Source organism: Eisenbergiella tayi (genome assembly GCF_001881565.1).
Classification (GTDB): domain Bacteria; phylum Bacillota; class Clostridia; order Lachnospirales; family Lachnospiraceae; genus Eisenbergiella; species Eisenbergiella tayi.
In genome coordinates, this window is sequence record NZ_MPDJ01000005.1 from 580,165 (window position 1) to 601,671 (window position 21,507).

Sequence of the window (21,507 nt, forward strand, 5' to 3'; positions counted from 1 at the left end):
TTACTCACTGTATCCAGTATAGCAAAATCCGACTCTTAAGTCATCAGATTTTTGCCCGGCAACGCGAAATAGACATTCTCCTGCCTATCAGGTATAATTAATATGATTTTGTTAACAGGGATTTATATGCAGAAGAAAAAAATGGGGGATATGCTATGAGGAACATTCTGAAGGTCGTGTTCGGACGTGTTTTATTTACCGTTCTATGCCTGATTATACAGCTGGTCTGGATCATCGCGCTTGTCTGGAAGCTGAATCAGTATTATGTATGGTTCGCTACCGTTATTGAGATTATCGGTGTCATTGTAGTTCTGCGGATCAATGCCAAAAGCGAGTTTTCCGCGGCCCGGCTTGTATGGACTATCGTGATCCTCTCCCTTCCCCTGTTCGGCATTACCCTGTACCTGATGTTCGGAAGAACCGGCCTCACCAAAAGGACAAAAGCCTATTATGAAAAAGTGGCGGCGAAATACAGCCCTGAGCTTACGCAGGAAAAAGAAATTCTCCTGAGTCTAAAAAAAGAAAATATTTATATCCATAACCAGGAATATTATATTCAGAACTCCAGCGGCTATCCTGTATACCGGAATACGGATGTAACCTACTATCCGCAGACAGAGCCAGCCCTGGAAGCCATGCTGAAGGATTTGGAAAATGCAAGGGAATTTATTTTCATGGAATATTTTGCCGTGGAAGATACGGAAGTCTTCCACCGGATCGAAGAGATTCTGCTGAAAAAAGTATCGGAGGGTGTGGAAGTACGATTCATATATGACGACTTCGGAAGCATCGGCTTTGTAAAGCCGGAATTCATGCGGCGCATGAACCGCCAGGGCATCCAGTGCCGGATTTTCAATCCGCTCATACCTTTATTATACGTATTCATGAACCACCGGGATCACCGTAAAATCACGGTAATCGACAACCATGTCAGCTTCTCCGGGGGGTACAATCTGGCAGATGAATATTTTAACGTCACACATCCTTACGGACACTGGAAGGATACCGGGGTACGCCTGGAAGGTGACGCCGTAAAAAGCCATACCGTCATGTTCCTCGAAATGTGGAATTTTATCAGGGATACCGATGAATCCTATGAAAAATACCTGCGCCGGAACACGGCCTTCCAAAGCCTGCAGAAAGGTTTTGTCCAGCCCTATTCCGATACTCCTCTGGACAATGTAACACTGGGGGAGAACGTATATATGAATATCCTGAAAACCGCCTCCCGGTACGTTTATATCACCACACCTTATCTCATCATTGATAACGAGATGCAGAAGGAACTGTGCATGGCCGCCGAAAGGGGCATCGACGTACGCATCATCACGCCCGGCATCCCGGATAAAAAGCTTGTTTTCCTGCTCACCCAATCCTATTATGCCGCCCTGATCCGTTCCGGTGTACGTATTTACGAATATACTCCCGGCTTTATCCATGCCAAAGGTTATCTGTCCGATGATCAGGTCGCCGTAGTAGGCACCATCAATATGGATTACCGGTCACTTTATCTGCATTTTGAATGCGGCGTATATCTCTATGGCTATGATGCGATCATGGACATCAAAAGGGATTTTATCGAGACTTTCCCGTTATGCCGTGAAATCGGTCTGGACTACTGCAGGAAACGCTCTGTGTTTATCCGCTGTTTCCAGTGTATCCTGCGTCTGTTCGCCCCCCTGCTGTAGGCTGACGGTTTCAGCCTTTTTTCTGTGCATCCCTGTACGACTTCAAATGAGCCTTCATTTTTTTCATGGCCCAGTCGTAATGGCTGGAGGTTGCTGAAACACAGTATGAACCAAGGTTGGAAGTCCCTGTCCAGGAAAAATGCTTCTTCTCAAACAGCTCCTCATTGGAATAGTTTTTAATTAATTCCATCACTTTTCTGTGGCTGTCAAGAAGCATTTCCCTGGCTTCCTCATACGGTGTGGACTGATGCTTTTTCCAGAACTCCACATTCATCTGCCCATAGGTTTTCCAGTTATAAGGCGCCGGGATAAACGGCATTGCCAGGCCCTTCTTATTGTTTTTTTCCCAGTTCAGCAGCAGCTGGTGCCATTCATACAGGTGCACCAGTATATCACGTATATTCCTGTCTCTCTGCCAGTGCGCCTCTTTCATTTTTACATTTTCCCCAAAATGAAAATCCGCATTCCGTTCCTCCGGTGTCATGGAATCCACCAGTTTCCACATTTTATCAAACTGCTCCTCTGCCGCCTGGATTAAATCTGTCTTTGTCGCCGGTCTGCTCATTTTATTTTCCTCCTGATAAGTGATTTGCTTTTCTATGAACCTATCATACAACATATAAGGTGACAGCTGTATGTCACCTTATGTCATCTTTATAAAAATTTTTTATACCATCTGCCATGGACAGAAGATAATCTCTTACATGCTGCGGCTCCATTACCTTTACAGAGGTTCCGAAGGACAGTAGGAAGCCGTACAGCCAGGCGTCATTGGGCAGTTCAATCGTCACGGTAAAGGTTCCGTCTTCATTTGGGTGAACTGTTCTCTCGTCAAACTCGTCATAAACCCGATAGGCCGCCTCCGCCGCAAAAAGCAGCCGAAGAGATACAAGGGAATCCGGCCTGATATCATCTGAAACAATGGGAGGCGGCGTGAATTCCATCCCCGCAAAGCTTTCCGGCAGCACCTCCGGATAAAGCATCCTGTTTATTTTAAAGGTTCTGTAATCCTTCCTGGACAGGCAGTACGCCTGAACATACCATGCGCTGGATTTGAATACCAGCTTCAGAGGATATACGGTTCTGGACGTAAGTTCCCCATTTGAACCGGGATAGGAAAAGGAAAGCGGCAGTTTGTTTATAACAGCCCTCTTTATCATCTCAAACTTTTCCTTATCCGGATTGGTGCTTCCCCACCGGGAAAAATCCACTTCAATCCATGAGGTATCCATTTTCCGGAACAACGCGCCAAGCCGGGATATGATGCCGTCCGTATCCATATGCTGTGTGGAGGCAAGGCTCTGCAGCGCAATCAGGATCTGGTTCTGTTCCTCCTCGGATACCGCGGTTTTATTGAGGACAAAGTTATCCAGTATGGAGATTCCCCCGCCCTTCCCTTTTGTGGTGTAAATGGGAATTCCTGCTATGGTTAATGTTTCTATGTCCCGCAGAATGGTTCTTTTGGATACCTCAAAATGCTCCGCGAGTTCGTTGGCGGTGATGCTCTTTTTATCCAGCAGGATATATACGATTTCAAATAGTCTGTTTATCTGCATGTCTGCTCCTGTCCGTATGTTTTGGGGGTTGCCTGCATCATGGCAGGAAAGCATGTTTCTTCTCGTCTGCCGTCCTGCAGCTTTACTATAACATAGTAAGGTGACATATGTGCGTCATGTTATAGGAAGAAATTGAAAAAAGAACCAGATTTCTCTGATTCTTTTTTCTTACTTATAAGTATTCTTGTTTTTATCTGTCCAGCACAACTGTACCTTTTTCTTTTGCCAATAAAATATTTCCCCTGTATACCTCCGTCATACCCCCGTTTATTACCAAATCATAAAGCTGGCCATCAACCGGAATATTTTTCAGTTCTGTCCCATCCGGAGCCATAGCATTGCCGAAAATCACTTTATCCTCTCTGAATTCTATCAATTCTTCCAGAAGAGGCAGTCCCATAAGCATCCCCCAGTTATAATGATATGCTCCGGAGCATTCACCTGTAATTCCGCTGTAATTTTCCGGACAGTAACCATTTCTGTTCCATTCTTTTGACAGCATACCGGCTGCTTTGTATGCCAGTTCCCAGGCCAGCTCCTCTTCTCCGGCTCTCTTCAGTGCAAGATAAGTCCACAAAGTCTGCGGAGGCCAGATCTGTCCTCTCCAATAATGCTGCTGGGAAAAAGCGGAATCGTCTTTTGCAATAGAAGGAATCATATACTCTCCCCAGAATTTGTTTTCATCCTTCAGAAGCTGCAGGAGCCGCTCTTTCCTCTCCTTTGGCACACATCCTGTCATAAGCGGCATGAAACAGTCCGGAGACTGGCGTTTGGAGAATGTCCCGTCAAATTTAAGGTTATAATAACACCCATCCTCCTCACACCACATTCTGGCATTAATCTGCTCTGCCATATCCATCCTTTTCTTTTCATAATAAGCAGCTTCTTCTTCCCGGCCCAATGCCCTTGCCATATGGCTTAAGGATTCACAGTCCACTGCATACAGGCAGCATCTTTCCAAAGTATAGATATCCGCCATATGATATCTGCATACATAACGGGATTCATCTATCAGTTTTTCTTCTGTCAAATCCTCCATTCCGGCCACGCTGACAAAATATTTTCCGCTGGTCCACTGAGGGCTGTCATCATAGGTTTCAAAATATGCATACTGGGCCTTTGCCACATACGGCTGTAATGAGGCTCCTAAAATTCCCATTTCCGCCTCCGGATCGTATCCGAATCCCAGCATTCCCCACTTCCTGGCATCACGCCTGGGCTGCCCGTCTCCTCTGTCCGCAAACCACCACGCGTTGGCCTTCTTGGCTCCTTCATAGCATTTACAAGCCCATTCTTTATCGCCCGTATGTAAATATGTTTTCCATAATGTAATTCCCTGGACAATATGCTGCGATCTTCCGGCAGTAATCGGCGGCTCCGATCTGCCGGCAGCGCCCGGGCTGCTGTAGAGCGGGATTTTTCCGTCGGGAAGCTGTACATCATATCCTGACAGCATATTTTCCTTTGCCAGCTCCGGATAAGTCCATGAGCTGGCCCAGCTGCTCAGGAAGGTATCCCAGTTAAATTGTATCCCCCATCCATCCTCTTTCCTTGCCCAGGGGCGATCTACCATAATATATCTTCTTCCGGTATTTTCTTTATAAATCGCATTATAGGCAGGCATTGCGGAAAAGACCTGGCCGATCTCCTTCATCGTTCCGTTTCCTGTCAATGCTGATTCCGAATGGGCCTGCAGCATCCGGAAAAGACTTGCTTTTCCTTGCTCCAGCAGCAGCTTTTGCTGCCCGGAATCCGGAAGCCGGAGAAAATCCTCTGCCCTGCCGTTCTTAATGAGAAACGAAAAGGATTTCTCAAACTGAATCCCCATCATCCGGCTCAGTCCCATATCATTCCAGATATCATGCTGGTTCACATTCCTGAACATCCATGCAGCTTTGAAATCCTGCAGCTGTTTTGCTCTGTCATTGTAACCGGCACAGCTCCGGGGAGCCTGGTTCGCCATAAAAAGGAATGCCGGATTACCATTTTCATGATAGGGCGATATCAGCTCGCCGGTGAAACAGCTTTCTGTCTGCCTTGTGAAATTAACCCATTCCTTCTGCAGTCTCCATTCTCTGGGGACATACAGCTCCGCCAATACCGAGACGCCATCCTGTAAATCAACCTGCCCGAATAAACAGTCCTTACCTAACCTGCACCAGGTCAGTTTTACAGTTGTTCCAAATGCCTTCCAGGAAAATTCGTATAACTGTTCCGGCTCCATTCTTCCGATTCCAACCGTACGAAAATCAAAATCTTTATGATCCAGAATCAGCCCTTCTTCTTTTCCCGCAGCCAGAAATCTGATTCCGAACAAATCCCCGTCTTTTCCTGCTGTCATAATTCCGTTCGGATAAAGGGGATCATATGCTCCATATCCCGTTCCTTTGCTTTTCTGATCCATTTGCCCTCTTTTCTCCATATCCGGTATTTACTGTGCATCCGAATAATAATTCACAAGCTTATAATAGCCCTGCATTTCCGGTTTCACTTCTTCCTGGATTCCATCCAGCGCATCATTCACATCCTGTCCATCCCATATTTTATCCAGTCTGGGCTGTACAATCGCCATGATAGGATCATAATTTTTAACGTAATACGCTTCTCTGGAGGTTGTTTCCGTTTTAAAAAGGGAATCAAAGTAGCTCATCAGCTTCTCATTATGCCATGGGTTATCCGTCCATACCTTCAGTTTTTCCGGATCACTATACCAGCTCTTATAAATAGGCATTTGCGCCCCTGTTATAAATAAATCGCTTACTTCCGCCGGATTTCCCAGTGCAAGTACCAGCTTCACTGCAGCAGCATTCACCTTTTCATCCTTACTGTCATATACTACCAGTGGTTCTCCCCAAATCATGCTTGCGGGTTTCTTAAATACAGGCAGCGGAGCTACTCCAAAATCTCCATATTCTGCTTCTGCAAAAGTAGCGATCTCATATTGTCCCCCAATATACATTCCAAGCTGTCCGTCCATAAGCATTTGCTGGGAGGATGGCATCGCACTTGTCACAGAGGGTTTAGGAGCTACCTTCTCTACATAAATCAAATCCTGCAATGACTTTAACACTTCTTTACTCTCCGCACTGTCTATCAGAAGCCTGTCTCCCTCAGCAGCTATATAAGCACCTCCATTGGAATTAAGAAGGGTAAAGTTAAATACGGGCCCGTCAAATACCTTTGTTCCCCAAACTGAAATATTATTAATATCAAAACCGGCTTCCTCCGGATGCTTTCCATTGATATCAGTTGTCAGCTTTCTCGCTGCTGTCACATATTCATCCCAAGTCCACGGATTATTGGCATCCGTTGAGGGCTCCTCCAGTCCTGTCTGACGGAATAAATCTCTGTTATAAAATACAAGCTGGCATTCCACACCGAATGTCATTCCCCAAACTTTATCATCGTATTCAAAAAGTGCTTCCGGAAGAATATCATCAAAATCAACCTGTTCCTCCAGATAAGGCTTTAAATCCAGAAGCTGACCCTTCGCTCCATATTCCGGAGCCAGATAGCCGTTCAGCTGGGCCACATTAGGCGCGTCTCCGGCCGCCATTAAAGTATTCAGCTTTGCTGTATAATTTGCGTTGTCAATAAATTCCACCTCAACCTTTATATTGGGATTTTGTTCCTCGAAACTTGCAACCGCCTGTTTAACAGCCGTCTGTTCCCCACCGGCGCTCCAAGTAGTATACTTTAAATGAATAATATCATTTTCCCCTCCAGCTGCCTCTTCCTTCACCGTCCCGTTTTCCGTACCGGATTCTGCCTGGCCTCCGCAGCCTCCTAAAGTACCTGTAACTAACACACATGCCAATAGAATTCCTAACCATTTCTTTCTCATACCCGTCTCCTTTTCCTTTTTTTATTTTCAGCACAACCCTGAGCCACGCCGCGGACATATTTCATGGTTTATGCATGATTTCCCTTTCTCAGCCCTTTAGTCCTCCGGAAAGATTAATCCCTCCTATAAATACCTTCTGACAGCATGCAAATAAGATTATCACCGGTATGACAAGGACTGTGGATGCCGCCATCAGATAGTGCCATTGTCCGGTATACATTCCTATAAAAGAACGCAGGCCTAAAGCAGCTGTATATTTCTTTTCACTGGATAAATAAATCAATGGCCCCATGAAGTCATTCCAGCAATTGGTAAAAGTGAATATCGCCACAGTTACCAATGGAGCTTTCGATAATGGTATAATAATATTCATATAAATCCTCAGCGGACTGGCTCCATCAATTTTAGCCGCTTCATCAATATCCATGGGTATCCCCTTGTAAAACTGTCTCAGCATAAATGTATAAAAGCCCGGAGCACCGAAAGCTCCCAGAATTAACGGGGCATAAGTATCAATTCCATGAAGGATCTTCCATATCATGAACTGCGGTATAAGCAGTGTCGCAGAAGGGATCATCATCGCCGCCAGCACCATGGAAAATACCACATTCCGCCCCCTGAATTTCAGTCTGGCAAAGGCAAATGCCGCCATGGAACAGGTAAGCATTGTACCCAGTACATTAAATACCACAATGAATGCCGAGTTACATATCCACCTGGCAAAGGGCCGCAGCGTCATGATATCCACATAATTTTTCCACTGTATACGTTCCGGCAGCCACTGCATGGGTTTTCTGAATATTTCCGACTGCGTCATTACGGAAGAACGAACCATCCAAAAAAGCGGAAAAACCATTATCAGCCCTATAAGAAGCATCAATACAAAAGCAAATAAATGAGAAATCCTTTTTCTTTTCATTCCGTATCACCTCCGTAATAAACCCATCCTGAAGTCCGGAACAACAATACCGTTATCAGCGCAATTACCAAAAACAGAATCCAGCTTTGGGCACATGCCAGACCCATCCTGTTAAAATTAAAAGCATTGTCGTATAAATACAACATGTAAAAATTGGATGCGCTTTCCGGACCGCCGTTCGTCATAACATAGCCCTGTGTGAAAGTCTGAAGGGATGCAATGAGCGCCATTACCAGATTGTAAAAAATAAGGGGGCTCATCATAGGAAGCGTCACAAAAATAAGCTTTGCGAAACTGCTGCCCCCATCTATTTCCACCGATTCATATAATTCCTCAGGAATATTTCCGAAACCGGAAAGATTAATCATCACTGTATTTCCGGCACTCCAGATCCCCATCACTGCAATACACTGCAGAACCATATTTTTGTCAAAAATCCATTCCTTATGTATCCCAAACGGCGCCAGCAGATTATTCAGCAGGCCGTTTGTAGGGTCATATATGAATGTCCATAAGGCTGCCGAAGCCATAATAGGTACGATGGAAGGAATATAAATACATACTCTCCACAGGCTTTTCCATTTCAAAGGCCGGAAGTTCAGCAACAGGGCAAGAAGGAATGTAAGTATAAGCATTGCCGGCACAAACAATAATGTGTATTTCAAGGTTACAAAACAGGAATTAAGATAATGGGGATCCGTTGTAAACAACCGTTTATAATTGTCCAAACCAACAAACTGCGGCGCTGATATGATATCCCAGCTGCAAAAGCTCATAGCAAGACTGTAAACCATCGGCAGTACAATATAAATAGTCAGTCCCATGCAGGCCGGAGCTATAAAAAACCACCCCCATAAATTATTCTTCCAGCTGATATGTTTTTTTCTCATATAATCTCCTCCCTGCTTGTTCTTCTTTTTTGCTGCTGAGGTCATTATACAAACAGAAAAGATTTAAAAACAGGAATCTTTTTAGGGGAACAGCAGTAATTTCTTTATATCATTTCAAAACCAATTTACCCGGATTAGCCGGTGCTATATAATTAAACCATAACTAAAAAAGGGGATTATTTCAGGAGGGGAGCATGTACAGTATATTAATTGCAGATGATGAAAAATATGTACGGCAGGATATTATCCGCTCTGTCAACTGGACGGATCATGGCTACTTCATTGTGGGGGAAGCATCTAATGGCGCTCAGGCACTGGAAAAGATAAAAGAGCTGCAGCCTGATGTTCTCATTACAGATATCCGCATGCCTTTAACTGACGGCCTGTCGCTTATTGAACGTGCATTAAAGCTTCAGCCAAACCTGCATAGTGTCATTGTTTCCGGTTATGAAGATTTTCATTATGCCAGAGAGGCAATTCGTCTGAATGTATTAGATTATCTGACTAAGCCTATTGATGAAACATCTATTCTGTCAATGCTCAAAAAGCTTACTACAGCTCTGGAGGGGGATAACCATAACAGGACATCCGCCCCGGCTTTCAGTATGCCCAATAAAGAAGGTTCCTTTTCCGCCGGCAGTACGGCAGCCGCAGGAGGGAATCTGCATTATGCTGTCATATCTCTTTACTTTGCTTCCTGCTTTTTGCAGAAAACCCGAAAGTATACAGAGAATCTTTTTGCTTCCTGGCTCTCACATGCGGTTCATTCTCATTCCGATTTTATTGACGATCCCTGTTTCGGCACACAGTTTTGTTATATGAGCCCCACACTGATGCAGATAACCGTTTATGCCGGGCATCTTACCAAAGACCACCTTCAGCATTTGCTGAAATATCTGCAGGAGCAGCTGTCTCTCTGCGGTTTTCCCGCTCCTGCCGCCGCCCTGACCCCTCCCTTCCCGGACAAGGCCCGTTTATCCACCCTGCAGACAAGCTGCCTGCAGCTTTTAAATTCCCGTCTATTATTCGAAAGCGATTTGATATGGTACAGGCTTATACCGCCTCAGAAGGAAGCCTTTGTGTCAGAAATCACAGAACTCATGGAACAGTTCCGTAAAAATATCAGTATACGGCATTTTGAAAATACGGAATATTATTTGAATCAAATGCTGAAATCAGATAACAAAGAAGCTTTTACACCTGAGCTTCTCGAATACGTTATTTGTGAAATTTCAAATACTCTAAGAAAAATATGTTTATGCTATCAGCTGACTATAAACCAGAATATTTTTAAGGAACCGCTCACTCCCTTTTATCTGATGGCCTTTTCTGAGCTTGAAGCCCTGCGCAAAGATTTACTCAAACGCTGTAAGGCAGTTTTTTCGTTTGTGAATGCTGCGGACAGTATCGATATAATTACATTGATCAAACAATATATACAGAAAAATTATGAGCAGGACATTACCCTGGTATCTATTGCATCAGAATTTTTTTTCAATCCCAGCTATCTGTCCCATATGTTCAAGCAGCAGACCGGCGGAAACCTTTCCTCATATATCGAAGAAATCCGTATTAAAGAGGCCTTGAAGCTTTTCCGTACCCAAAAGCTTTCTATCGGTAAAGTAGCCCGGATGGTAGGATACAATGATCCTAATTATTTCTCCAAAATATTCCGCAAGCGCACCGGCTTTTCTCCGGCAGCTTATACAAAACAGGACGGAGGCAACGATGATGTTCAGTAAACAGCGTCCCCATACCATTGAAAATGATTTGATTCGTCTGACGGCAGCGGTTCTGTTGTCCGCGATTTTGTTATGCACAATAATTTCCAATGTCATTTTATATAAAATCAATTATGAAAACATTGAACGTTACAACAATGATATGCTCTCGCAGATTTCACAAAGCAGCAATTCTTATTTCCGGAATATGAACCATACCATATATAACTTTGTCTGCAGCAACCAGGTTCAGACTCAGCTAATGCAGGCATTTAAGGGTAATTCCTTTTCCAGTACCACCGCTACTAATCTGCGTAATTTTTTGATTTTGCTTTCTTATTCGCTTCCTGACTGCCGCCTTCACCTGTTCATGGAAAATCCTTCTGTCCTGCCTGTACATCTGGAAGATATGAACTTTACTCCCACTCCCGGATACCATTATCATGAAGATTTATGGTATGACAGTTTTTCAGCCCTTCCTCTCGAGCAAATGTATTACATTACCACCCCGGAAGAATGTCATTATTATTTAAATTCCAAACAGGATGGAATAATCATTGTCTATCGTATCCGCAATAATTCCAATCTGAATACTATCGGCTATCTCCTGGTTGATGTTCCTGAAAAGGTTCTGGAACAGGCCCTGAATCTGAGAAACCAGGAACAGTTTTACCTGAAAATCGAAATGCCGGAGCAAAAAACAATCCTGAATACCTTTCCGGAAAATAAGCATGGAAAATTCTTTGAAATGACCTCCTATGATCCCCTGATGGATTGGACCCTTACCGCCTATACCCAAAACAATTATTTTGAAAGCAATTCACTGATGGTAATGTTCGCTAATATTTTCTGTGCTATGCTGGTTGGTGTGGCTGCCTTCCTTTTCAGCACTCATTTTGCAAAATCACTGACAGAGCCTTTAAAGGTTCTGACATCTTCGATGCATGAAATGGAAGCAGGTTCCTTCGGAAAGCCGATTTATTGTAATGCGGATAACGAAATAGGCTATTTGATTACTCAGTATAATGCTATGAATCAAAAAATAGATGAATTAACAAAGAAAAAAGAAACAGCAGAACTGGCTCAAAAGGACGCTCATATCGCTGTTTTGCAGAATCAGATAAACCCTCATTTTTTATATAATACGCTTGAAATTATCCGCGGAATTGCTGACGGTCCCTCTGCGGATATCATAAAAAATTGCTGCAATGCCCTATCCCGAATGTTCCGTTATAACCTGAAGGGTTCGAATACGGTAACACTGGAGCAGGAACTGGAGCAAAGCAAATATTATATTTATATCATGCAGCTTCGGTTTGATTATCTCTTCCAGGTGGAATACCGGATTGATGAAACACTGCTCCAATATAAAATCATTAAATTCTCCCTGCAGCCCTTTATCGAGAATGCAATTATCCACGGCTTTACGGATTTTCAGCAGGAAGGCACCCTGTCCATTTCCATCCTCCGGAATAATGACAGCCGAATACAAATTCAGATTAGTGATGATGGGCATGGTATGTCTTTTGACACACTGGATGGCTTGAAAGAAGCCTTTAGCTCTATACAGAATAGTCCCAGCCGAAGGCTGGAAAATGACGGTATCGGTATTGCCAATACTCACCAGCGGCTTCTCCAGTATTTCGGCCGGGACTATGAGATTCGGATGGAATCTTCCCTGGAAACGGGTACTGTGGTTACGCTTCTTCTTCCAAGGGTTTTAGTTTAGAGTGAAGCTTCCTCTCAAAAGATCCCTTTCCGAACTGCTGGTGCCAATATACCCTTCATAAACCATCTTCTCCACTTCCCAATCGCCAGTCTGAGGGTTATACCATGCCAGTTCCTTCACAGGACATACAATACTCACTTTTTTGCTCTCTCCGGGCGCCAATGTCACACGCCGGAATCCGCACAGCGCCTTTACCGGGCGCTCCTGCATGGAGGCGCCGAATCCTGCATAAAACTGAATAACTTCCGTTCCTTCCCTGTCTCCGGTATTCTGTATCATACATTCTGCTGTCACAGAATCCTTATCTGTCATAAAAAAGGGAGCGGAAAGACTGAACTGTGTATAGGACAGACCAAAACCATAGGGTGCCAGCGGTTCTTTTTTCTCTTTATCCAGCTTCGTATAACCATGGTAATAGTCGTACCACTGTTCTGTAGTATTCCACACAACCTCTGGAAGATCACTTTCCTTATACGGAAGTACAAAGGGCAGCTTTCCGCTGGGATTAATATCGCCGAACAGGATTTCCGCCAGAGCCGTCCCGCCTTCCATTCCCGGATAATATGCCATCAGAACAGCGCCCACAGCTTCTCTCCACTCGTCCATGAGAATCGTGTTTCCGCCTATCAATATCACAGCGCTGTTGGAATTACAGGGGCCCACCTGTTTCAGCATCTCGGCTTCATCCCGGTGCAGCCCCAGTGAATCCAGACGATCGCCGCCATATCCGCCCAGCTCCGTATCGCTTTCATCCTTCAGCACATACTCACCCTCATCATTGTAATCATAACCGGCCACAAATACTACTGCATCCGCCTTTCCGGCCGCTGTTTTCGCCTTCTCAAGATCGGAGCCATCCTCATAAATCACTTCAGCATGCGGCAGCCTTTTCCGGATCCCCTGGAGCGGAGTCACAACATAGGCAGGAAATACCCGGCTGGAACCATGATCGCCAGTCACTTCCTCATCAGCCAGTCTTCCTATAACTGCAATTGTCTTTATCTCTTCCTCGTGAAACGGCAGTACCTTTTCTTTATTTTGAATCAGCGTAATTCCCTCCCGGGCACATTTCAGTGCCAGATTGATATGTTCTTTGCATCCTGCTTCTTCTTCCAGGGCCTTCTTGGGATCCGCTTCCGTAAATGCCAGAAGGGTACGCACAATTCGAACCGCAGCATCATCGATCCGTTCCATCGGCACCTTCCCTTCTTCCACGGCTTTAACCAGCCGATCCCCGAAGTATTTCGTCTCACACATCTCCATCATCTGCCCGCCATTGGCAGCCTCGACAGTATCACGCACTCCCCAGTTGAAATCACTCATGACAAACCCGTCAAAGTCCCATTCCTCTTTTAATACCTGGTTCAGAAGATAGTCATTATGTCCGCAGAAAACATGATGGTATTTATTATAAGAACTCATAACTGCTCCGGCCCCTGCTTCCACACATTTCTGGAAATGCCGCAGATAAACCTCCCTTTCCGTACGGATATCACAGGAAACGTTAACTTTAAACCGGGAGTTCTCCATGGAATTAAACGCAAAATGCTTGATACAGGCTATAACATTCTCTTCCTGTACCCCGCGCACCAGAGCGCTTCCCATCTCACCCAGATGAAAGCTGTCCTCCCCATAAGTTTCCTGACTCCGGCCCCAACCGGGGTTATAAGGAAGGTTTATACAGACACCGGCAAAAAGATTTCCGTTACAGGCCTTTACCTCCCGGCCGATCGCATGACCTATTTCTTCTTCCAGTTCCGTATCAAAGGTCGCTCCCCGCAGCATACTGACCGGAAAACAGGTGGTTTTTCCTGTTCCGCAGACGACTCCCCTGGGGCCGTCACAGAACATCATTGCCGGTATTCCTTCCCTTTCGATACCGCCGGAGGGATATGGGGTATAGTTATAATGGTCATCCTGGGGATTGGCCGGGCTTTCCATCTGTCCGCTTCTCCCTCCCATCAGACTCACCTTTTCCTCCAGACTCAGCTTTGATACTATTTTTTCCGCTCTTTCTGTATAAGAAAGGCGGTATTTCTTTGTGCATTTCATTATTCTTCTCATTCCTTTCCGGATTTTGGGATAAAAAATCCCCGATGTCCTTGTCTGCACCAAGACATCTGACATCGGGGTCTTTCCCATTTATCCTTTAATTCCCGCACCAAGCGACAGGGAACTTAAAAAATATTTTTGTGAAAACAGGTATATGATAAAGGTCGGGACGATAGCTATAATGGCTGCCGCCAGGATTACACCCATATCAAATGTTTTATATGGTCCTCTCATCAGCTGAAGACCGGCTGTAATAGGCATTCTGTTAATATCGTTAAATACAATGGTCGGCCACAAGAAATCATTCCATACACCGGTAAAATTAAACAGGGCAACTACAGTAAGCACCGGCTTGAGCATCGGTACCAGAATCAGGGCGAACGTCCGTATTTCATCCGCACCGTCTGTCCGGGCCGCTTCATCATATTCCTTTGGAATTCCCTGCAGGAACTGCCGAACCAGAAAAATATTCGTCACACTGGCAAAACCCGGCACGATTGCGGCAAATATCGTATTTACCCAGCCTAAGGAAGAAACAATTTTATACAGGGGTATCAGATTTACAATGGACGGGAACAAGGATACCGCCATGACAACATAAAACATCCTGTCCAGAAATTTAGACTGGAACCTGGTATATCCATAGGCCGTAACAGAAACAAGAACAACGGATATTATTGTCGACAGCCCTGCCATCAGTGTTGAATTCAAAAACCATCGTATTACCGGAAAGTTGTTTTTATTCCAGATTACCTTAATGTAATTATCCAATACCCATTTTACCGGTATCATATGAAAACCCATTGTCTTAATTTCCGTTTCCGATTTAAAGGAAGTAAAAACACCCCATATCAGAGGAAACAGCCAGGCAAGAGCCAATACCAGCAGGAAAAGAAAGGCAATGATTTTGACCATTTTCGTATTTTTGCTCATAGTTCACGCTCCTATCTCTCTTTCATACAGAAATTAATTCTCTTTTCGATTCATGGCAAAAAACTGAAACGCTGAAATGATCAGAATCACAACTCCCAGACAGATTGCCATTGCAGACGCCATGCCTGCAATGGGCTGTCCGGTTCCGAAGGCCAGTTTCCGGATTTCCATAATCAATACGGTAGTAGATCCGTTAGGGCCGCCTTCTGTCAGCATCAAAGGCTGTCCATAAATATTAAAGCCGGCAATTGTAGTCATAACAATTGTATAGAGGATCTGGAAACGGATGGAGGGAACCGTAATGTAGAAGAAACGCTTTATGCTCCCGGCTCCGTCTATCGATGCCGATTCATACAATTCTTTCGGCACGCCTCCCAATGCGGCTTGATAAATAACCATATTAGTCCCTATCGCCCACCATGTGGACATCAGTACAATCATCAGCCATGCCCAGGGCTGCTCTACTGTCAGAGCGGAGTTAATTCCAAAGACGCTGGGGACACCGAAACGTTTATTCAAAATCTGAATCCATATGATGGAAACAGCTGATAAGGATAAAAGGCACGGCAGATAAAAAACGGACTGAAAAAATTTCGATCCCCTGACCTTTACATTCAGAGCCAGTGCCAGTACCAAAGGCACGATGATACTGGGCGGCACATTAAGCACCACCGCAAGGAATGTGTTTTTTAACCCATTCATAAACTGCCTGTAATATGTGGATTCCGTACTGAACAGAATTTCCTTATAATTTGCAAGCCCTACCCATTCAGGAGTCCCCAGAAAATTCCATTTTGTAAAGGATATGTACAATCCATAAATAATAGGAATCAATGAAAAAATAAGGAATATAATCAGATGAGGCGTAACAAATAAAAATGGAAGTATTTTACGCCTTGTCTTCATAGAAAGCTGCTTGTTTTGCTTATCTGTTTTCTGTTTCAAAGCCGTTCCTCCTGCCCCGCAGTTCTCCTACTGGGCCTGCGCGATTTTATCTTCCACTTCTTTCTGAACCTGTGCCAATGCATCATCGATACTCATATTGCCGTATAGTACGTCATTGAGCACAACTCCAAAAGCATCCGAAGCATATCCCCCGTAACGGAAGGTATTGATAACAATTGCATTTTCTTCTTCCGGGGACTCAATGAACAAATACTGCTTCATATTCTTGAACTCGTCCATATCATCTACCGCGTTGCTGGCGGGAACCTGTCCTGATTTTGCCCATACATCAGAGTGCACCCTTACATAATTCAAAAAGTCAGCGATCACTTTTTCCTTTTCTTTGCTTCTTTTATCATCCTTCAGCATGATGAACTGATTGGTAAAGGATACATTATAATATACAGAAGGGTCATAAGCCAATGTATTGCACATTCCCCAGTTCAAATCCTCTGCCTTATCCAATGAATTCTTGTCCCATACTCCTGTGTGGGTGAACACCGATCCCTTCATCATAAACAGCTGCAGATTATCTTCTCCGTTATCGCTTCCGCCGCCCTGATCGATGATGTCTTTCATCGTCTGAAGCGCCTGTTTGAATTCCGGCGTATTTATTGTGGGATTATCGTTTTCATCAAAAAGTTCCCCGCCCTGCTGTTTTGCAAGAGACACCATCTGTTCATAGGCGAAAAATGCAGGAGTATGCGTGGCAATTCCATCCGCTTTAGCCTTGGGAAGGATTTCCATCATTTCCTCTACTGTAATCACATTGTCATCCAATGCGCCCGGTGCATATTTGTCAACCAGATCCTTGTTATAAACAATACCTGTTACCCCAACATCCATGGGGATAGAATACTGTTTTCCGTCCCAGGTTCCCACATTCCATGCAGCCGCACGATAGCTGTCTTTGGAAAGCTCCGGCACATAAACCGTCAGGGTTTCATCAACAGGTTCCAATAATCCCTGCTCGTAAAACATACGGAGTCTTGAAATATCATTAATTAAGGCCAAATCAGGAATCCCCGTCCCGGAATTGACTACGGTAGGTATCTTCGTATATAAATCCCCGCCTTCCATCGTCACATTTTTAATTTTGTATTCCGGATTTGTTGCATTAAAACCATCTATTAATGCAACCATATTTTCTCCATCCGGACCGGTGCAAAGATTCCAGAACTCAATTTCCTTTTTCTCACCGCATCCTGTGGCTCCTACTACCGTCAATGCTGTGACGGCTGCTGCCATAAACAATTTTGCTGCCTTTTTCTTAAACATAATTCTCCTCCCATGTCTGAATCATTATTCTTATTCCCAACCCCCATAAGGGTTCATCCGGTAAAATAAATACATAATATGTCCCATATCCTGCAAACGAAAAAATTCCATAGTTTTTTCTGTCTTACTTTTCAAGTCTGATTTCACAGTTTTTCCATGCAATATAGTGATTTTTTCAGGTATTTTATGCATTTATTTCAACAACGTATTTACTATACCCCACCTCTATAGTAAAATGCTTCTTAAATCAGTACATAATATTCCCAAATATTGCAGGGGAGGGATTTCTTATGTCTTTCTTTTATGAAAAACGTGATTATAATTATGAAGCTTTTTTTGTAGACATGGATTTCGTTCCTCATATGCATGAGAAAATTGAAATCATGTATGTATGTGAAGGCATCGTCGATACAAAAATTGGAAACTGTCAGAAAATGATGGCCCCCGGCGAGCTTTCCATTGCCTTCCCTGACGTCATACACAGCTACCGCCGCGCAGGAGTTCCCAACTATCTGCTCACAGTGATTTTCGATTCCGCACTGGTGGAAAATTATAAGCTTCTGCTTTCTTCCAAACAGCCCGAATATCCTTTTCTTGCGGCGGATCAGGTACATCCGGACATCATACATGCCTTCAACACCATCGTTCTTGACCGCTACTGGACATATGATCAGCGTCTGCTTCAGGGTTATCTTTATGTCATAATGGGGCAGATCTTAAATTGTTTTAACCTGATTCCACGGGAAAAGCCGGATTTTTTTCTCCCGGATCTTCTCACCTATCTTTCCTGCCACTACATGGAGAACCTTTCCCTGGATGACCTCTCTCATGAGTTTGGAATCAGCAAATACCATATTTCCCGCTGTTTCTCACAGAAGATCGGCTGCAGCTTCACTAATTATCTGAATGCCCTGCGAATTCAAAATGCCAACAAAATGCTCTTAACAACAGAGCTTCCTGTAACAGATATCAGCTATCAGTCCGGTTTCGAAAGTCTCAGCACTTTCTACAGAGTCTTTCAGCAGTTTCATGGAATTACCCCTTCCGAATATAAACGGAATATGAAAAAAAGCTATTCTCTGCTTTAATATTTCCATCTGCCGCCACAGGCGTACAGAATTATCAAATGGAAAAGGCGGCGCAATGTACTTCCGTACATGACTCCGCCTTTTCCATATTTAAGTATGCTGCCGCTTTCACAGCACTTCCGATTCGTCCGTTATTTCATATATTTACTCAGGTTTTCCGCACTCACACGTGCATTGCGCAAAGAATCCTTCTCATTCCACAGCTCCGTGATCAGCCACTTCGTTCCATATGTCCCGGCTGCCTTCACGATGCTTTCCAGATCCTGCACTCCGTTTTCCCCTACCGCGCAGCCGTCATGCTGCTGTTCGCAGATCGTGTTATGGCGAACCATCAGATAGGAATATTCCTCCTGCAAAGGATGAAAATCTTTGAAATGAAGGATATCCACATGCCCTTCATATTTTTTCAGCATCTCCACAGGATCCACGCCTCCGCAGATCATCCATGCGGTATCGAATTCCGGCTGCAGGTTTTCAAGTCCCGCTTCCTCCAGCATGCCTTCCACCACATATCTGCCTTTATAATCTTTCAGATAACCGAAGGCCGAGCAGTGCACCTGAAGCTGAATTCCATTTTTATGAAACAGGATCGCGATTTCCTTCAGTCTGTCATAGGTTTCCTTCTGTTCCGCATAGGTGGCGCGGTCGCCCCAGAATACAGGGCCTACGGCGGCATAAGGGATTTCCAGCTTCAGACACTCCTCCAGCACCGGTTTCGGATCGATCAGCATCGGTTCAAAGGGAATATGGGCGCCCAGCGCTTTTACATCATATTCCCGGAGAATTTTTACAGCCTCCTCTGCATCGGTATTGCATCTCTCCTTCAGGGTGATGCTGTCGCCCAATGCATATTCGAAGCCGTTATATCCCATCTCTTTTACTTTTTTTATAGCGGAGGCCATTCCTTCCTGTACGCAGATATCATGGATACTCCACATCTGGATGCCTAATTTTAAATCACTCATTTTTCCTTCCTTTCCCTTGCGCCTTTATGGCACAAATGCACCTCTGTGGCACAAATGCGCCTTTACGGCACAAAAACTGAATCCATAAAACCCTCTTTTACGGTATGATATTTCCGGCCGCCCGGTAAAGGTCGTACCATTCCTTCCGTTCCAACACAACATCCAGGCCCTCGCAGCCTTCCTGTCTGTGTTTTTCATTCATGGTTCCCAGAATTACCTGCATGTTCACCGGATGGCGGAACAGCCATGCCGCGGCAATCCCTGTTTTCGACACGCCGTATTTGGATGCCAGAGAATCGATCAGGCTGTTCAGCTCCCCATATTCATCCAGATCCCCGATAAAGGAGCCTCCGAAAAAGCCTTTCTGATAGGGTGACCATGCCTGTACATTGATTTCCTTCCACTGGCAATAAGGAAGCAGTCCGCCTGTCCGTAAAACACTCTGGTCAATATCCATATTGACCGCCATCCCTTCATCGATTAACGGTGTATGGGCAAGGCTGATCTGAAGCTGATTGACAACAAGAGGCTGTTTCATATATTTCTGCAGCAGCTCCATTTGCATGACATTATAATTGGAAACGCCGAAATAACGTACCTTCCCCTGCTCGTGCAGGCGTTCCAGCGCTTCTGCCGTCTCCCCCGGATCCATGAGAGCATCCGGACGGTGCAGCAGGAGAATATCCAGATAATCCGTATGCAACCTGGCGAGTATATCGTCCACAGCCTTCCGGATATACGCCGCGGAAGCATCATAATAGCCATCCCGGATGCTGCATTTGCTCTGCAGGATCATCTTCTCCCGCACAGACGGCTTCATATCCACCGCTTTAGCGAAGATCTCCTCACAGCTTCCGCCGCCGTATATATCCGCATGGTCAAAAAAGTTGATTCCCAGCTCCATCGCATGTTCGATCTGCCGCTTTGCCTGCTCCACAGAAAGCTCTGCCAGTCTCATGCAGCCGAAAGCCGCTCTGGACGCGGTCAGCGAAGTGCCTTTTAGTTGTATGTATTCCATATCTTCCTCTCCTGCTTTATCAGGCCGACAGCCCGGATAAGCTCTTATAAATACTTTTTGATGAGGTCGGCGCTTGCCCTGGCATTTTCCAGGGAATTCTTTTCATTCCACAGCTCCGTCACAATCCATTTCGTACCTGCTTTTTCCGCCGTTTTAATGATGTCCCCCACATCCTGCACTCCGTCGTCACCCACACCGCAGCCGTAATTTTCCTCACAGATGGTATTGTGGCGCACCAGGACATAAGGAGAATATTCGGGAATTTTGTGATAATCCTTCAAATGGAGAATGTCCACATATCCCTTATATTTCGCCAGATATTCATGGGGATCGATCTCGGAACAGATCATCCATGCCGTATCAAACTCCGGCTGGAGGTATTCCAGAGAACATTCCTCAAACATCCCTTCCACCGTATTCCGTCCCTTATAATCCTTCAGGAAACCGAATGCGGCGCAATGTACCTGAAGCTGTATCCCGTTTTCCTTAAACAGACGGGAAAGGCGCACTGTTTCCTTATAAAGCCGGCGCTGTTCTTCAAAGGGCGTCCTGTCTCCGTAAAAAATGGGCGCTATCGCCGCATAGGGCACCTCATATTCCACACAGTCCTTCAATACCGGATCCGGATCCTCCAAAAGCCTTTCAAAGGAAATATGGGAACCGATCGCCTTCACCCCATATTCCTGCAGCGCCTTTTTCACCTCTGCCGGTTTGGCGCCGCACCGTTCTTCCAGAGTGGCACAGTCGCCGAGGGCGAATTCAAAGCCTTCATAGCCCATTTCCCGGATCAGGCGCAGGGCCTCCGGCATACCTTTTTCTATACATACGTCATGGATACTCCACATCTGCAGACCTAATTTCATATCACTCATCTCTGATTT

The 21,507-nt window shown here is 44.9% G+C and carries 17 protein-coding genes; 4 read left to right on the forward strand and 13 right to left on the reverse strand.

Annotated features, from left to right (window positions below):
* Positions 1-155 precede the first annotated feature (155 nt).
* Positions 156-1,688: a cardiolipin synthase gene (gene cls / locus BLA28_RS20670; protein WP_069157873.1), complete on the forward strand. Its 1,533-nt coding sequence runs from the start codon at positions 156-158 to the stop codon at positions 1,686-1,688.
* Between the two features lie 10 nt (positions 1,689-1,698).
* Here cls and BLA28_RS20675 read toward each other — a convergent pair whose 3' ends face one another.
* From BLA28_RS20675 to BLA28_RS20700, 6 genes are all read right to left on the reverse strand, one after another.
* A complete protein-coding gene (locus tag BLA28_RS20675) occupies positions 1,699-2,253 on the reverse strand; it encodes a ClbS/DfsB family four-helix bundle protein (protein WP_069157874.1) in 555 nt (184 codons plus the stop codon).
* A 73-nt stretch (positions 2,254-2,326) separates the two neighbouring features.
* Positions 2,327-3,244, reverse strand: coding sequence for a helix-turn-helix transcriptional regulator (locus tag BLA28_RS20680; protein ID WP_069157976.1), 918 nt, complete (start codon positions 3,242-3,244; stop codon positions 2,327-2,329).
* Positions 3,245-3,434: 190 nt separating this feature from the next.
* Entirely contained in the window at positions 3,435-5,648 is a 2,214-nt protein-coding gene (locus tag BLA28_RS20685) for an MGH1-like glycoside hydrolase domain-containing protein (RefSeq protein WP_069157875.1), read from the reverse strand.
* A 27-nt stretch (positions 5,649-5,675) separates the two neighbouring features.
* The gene (locus tag BLA28_RS20690; protein ID WP_069157876.1) at positions 5,676-7,088 is read right to left on the reverse strand and encodes an ABC transporter substrate-binding protein; all 1,413 of its coding nucleotides are present in this window, start codon (positions 7,086-7,088) and stop codon (positions 5,676-5,678) included.
* Positions 7,089-7,176: 88 nt separating this feature from the next.
* Entirely contained in the window at positions 7,177-8,007 is an 831-nt protein-coding gene (locus tag BLA28_RS20695) for a carbohydrate ABC transporter permease (RefSeq protein ID WP_069157877.1), read from the reverse strand.
* On the reverse strand, positions 8,004-8,897 hold the full coding sequence (locus BLA28_RS20700; protein ID WP_069157878.1) for a carbohydrate ABC transporter permease: 894 nt from the start codon (positions 8,895-8,897) through the stop codon (positions 8,004-8,006). The genes BLA28_RS20695 and BLA28_RS20700 overlap by 4 nt, the downstream gene beginning before the upstream one ends.
* Before the next feature lie 194 nt (positions 8,898-9,091).
* Between BLA28_RS20700 and BLA28_RS20705 the strand changes: the two genes are divergently transcribed.
* Together BLA28_RS20705 and BLA28_RS20710 are read left to right on the forward strand one after the other, a co-directional pair.
* Complete coding sequence (locus BLA28_RS20705) at positions 9,092-10,639, forward strand: response regulator (RefSeq protein ID WP_069157879.1); 1,548 nt, start codon at positions 9,092-9,094, stop codon at positions 10,637-10,639.
* Entirely contained in the window at positions 10,626-12,347 is a 1,722-nt protein-coding gene (locus BLA28_RS20710) for a sensor histidine kinase (RefSeq protein WP_169897279.1), read from the forward strand. Before BLA28_RS20705 ends, BLA28_RS20710 begins: the two co-directional genes overlap by 14 nt.
* Here BLA28_RS20710 and BLA28_RS20715 read toward each other — a convergent pair.
* The 4 genes from BLA28_RS20715 to BLA28_RS20730 all read right to left on the reverse strand — a co-directional run bounded on the left by BLA28_RS20715 (position 12,339) and on the right by BLA28_RS20730 (position 17,555).
* On the reverse strand, positions 12,339-14,399 hold the full coding sequence (locus BLA28_RS20715; RefSeq protein WP_069157977.1) for a beta-glucosidase family protein: 2,061 nt from the start codon (positions 14,397-14,399) through the stop codon (positions 12,339-12,341). The genes BLA28_RS20710 and BLA28_RS20715 overlap by 9 nt on opposite strands.
* Before the next feature lie 90 nt (positions 14,400-14,489).
* On the reverse strand, positions 14,490-15,332 hold the full coding sequence (locus BLA28_RS20720; RefSeq protein ID WP_044967535.1) for a carbohydrate ABC transporter permease: 843 nt from the start codon (positions 15,330-15,332) through the stop codon (positions 14,490-14,492).
* A gap of 33 nt (positions 15,333-15,365) precedes the next feature.
* Positions 15,366-16,277, reverse strand: a complete 912-nt coding sequence (locus BLA28_RS20725) for a carbohydrate ABC transporter permease (protein ID WP_242880609.1) — start codon at positions 16,275-16,277, stop codon at positions 15,366-15,368.
* Positions 16,278-16,304: 27 nt separating this feature from the next.
* Entirely contained in the window at positions 16,305-17,555 is a 1,251-nt protein-coding gene (locus tag BLA28_RS20730; RefSeq protein ID WP_044967537.1) for an ABC transporter substrate-binding protein, read from the reverse strand.
* Positions 17,556-17,845: 290 nt separating this feature from the next.
* On the opposite strand from BLA28_RS20730, the gene BLA28_RS20735 reads away from it, so the two are divergent.
* Positions 17,846-18,643 carry a helix-turn-helix transcriptional regulator gene (locus tag BLA28_RS20735; RefSeq protein WP_044967539.1) on the forward strand — a complete coding sequence of 266 codons (798 nt, stop codon included), beginning with the start codon at positions 17,846-17,848 and terminating at the stop codon, positions 18,641-18,643.
* Between the two features lie 131 nt (positions 18,644-18,774).
* On the opposite strand, the gene BLA28_RS20740 is transcribed toward BLA28_RS20735, so the two are convergent.
* From BLA28_RS20740 to BLA28_RS20750, 3 genes are all read right to left on the reverse strand, one after another.
* A complete protein-coding gene (locus BLA28_RS20740; protein ID WP_069157881.1) occupies positions 18,775-19,608 on the reverse strand; it encodes a sugar phosphate isomerase/epimerase family protein in 834 nt (277 codons plus the stop codon).
* 97 nt (positions 19,609-19,705) lie between these two features.
* Positions 19,706-20,626: an aldo/keto reductase gene (locus BLA28_RS20745; protein ID WP_069157882.1), complete on the reverse strand. Its 921-nt coding sequence runs from the start codon at positions 20,624-20,626 to the stop codon at positions 19,706-19,708.
* 44 nt (positions 20,627-20,670) lie between these two features.
* A complete protein-coding gene (locus BLA28_RS20750) occupies positions 20,671-21,498 on the reverse strand; it encodes a sugar phosphate isomerase/epimerase family protein (protein ID WP_069157883.1) in 828 nt (275 codons plus the stop codon).
* Between the last annotated feature and the right edge of the window lie 9 nt (positions 21,499-21,507).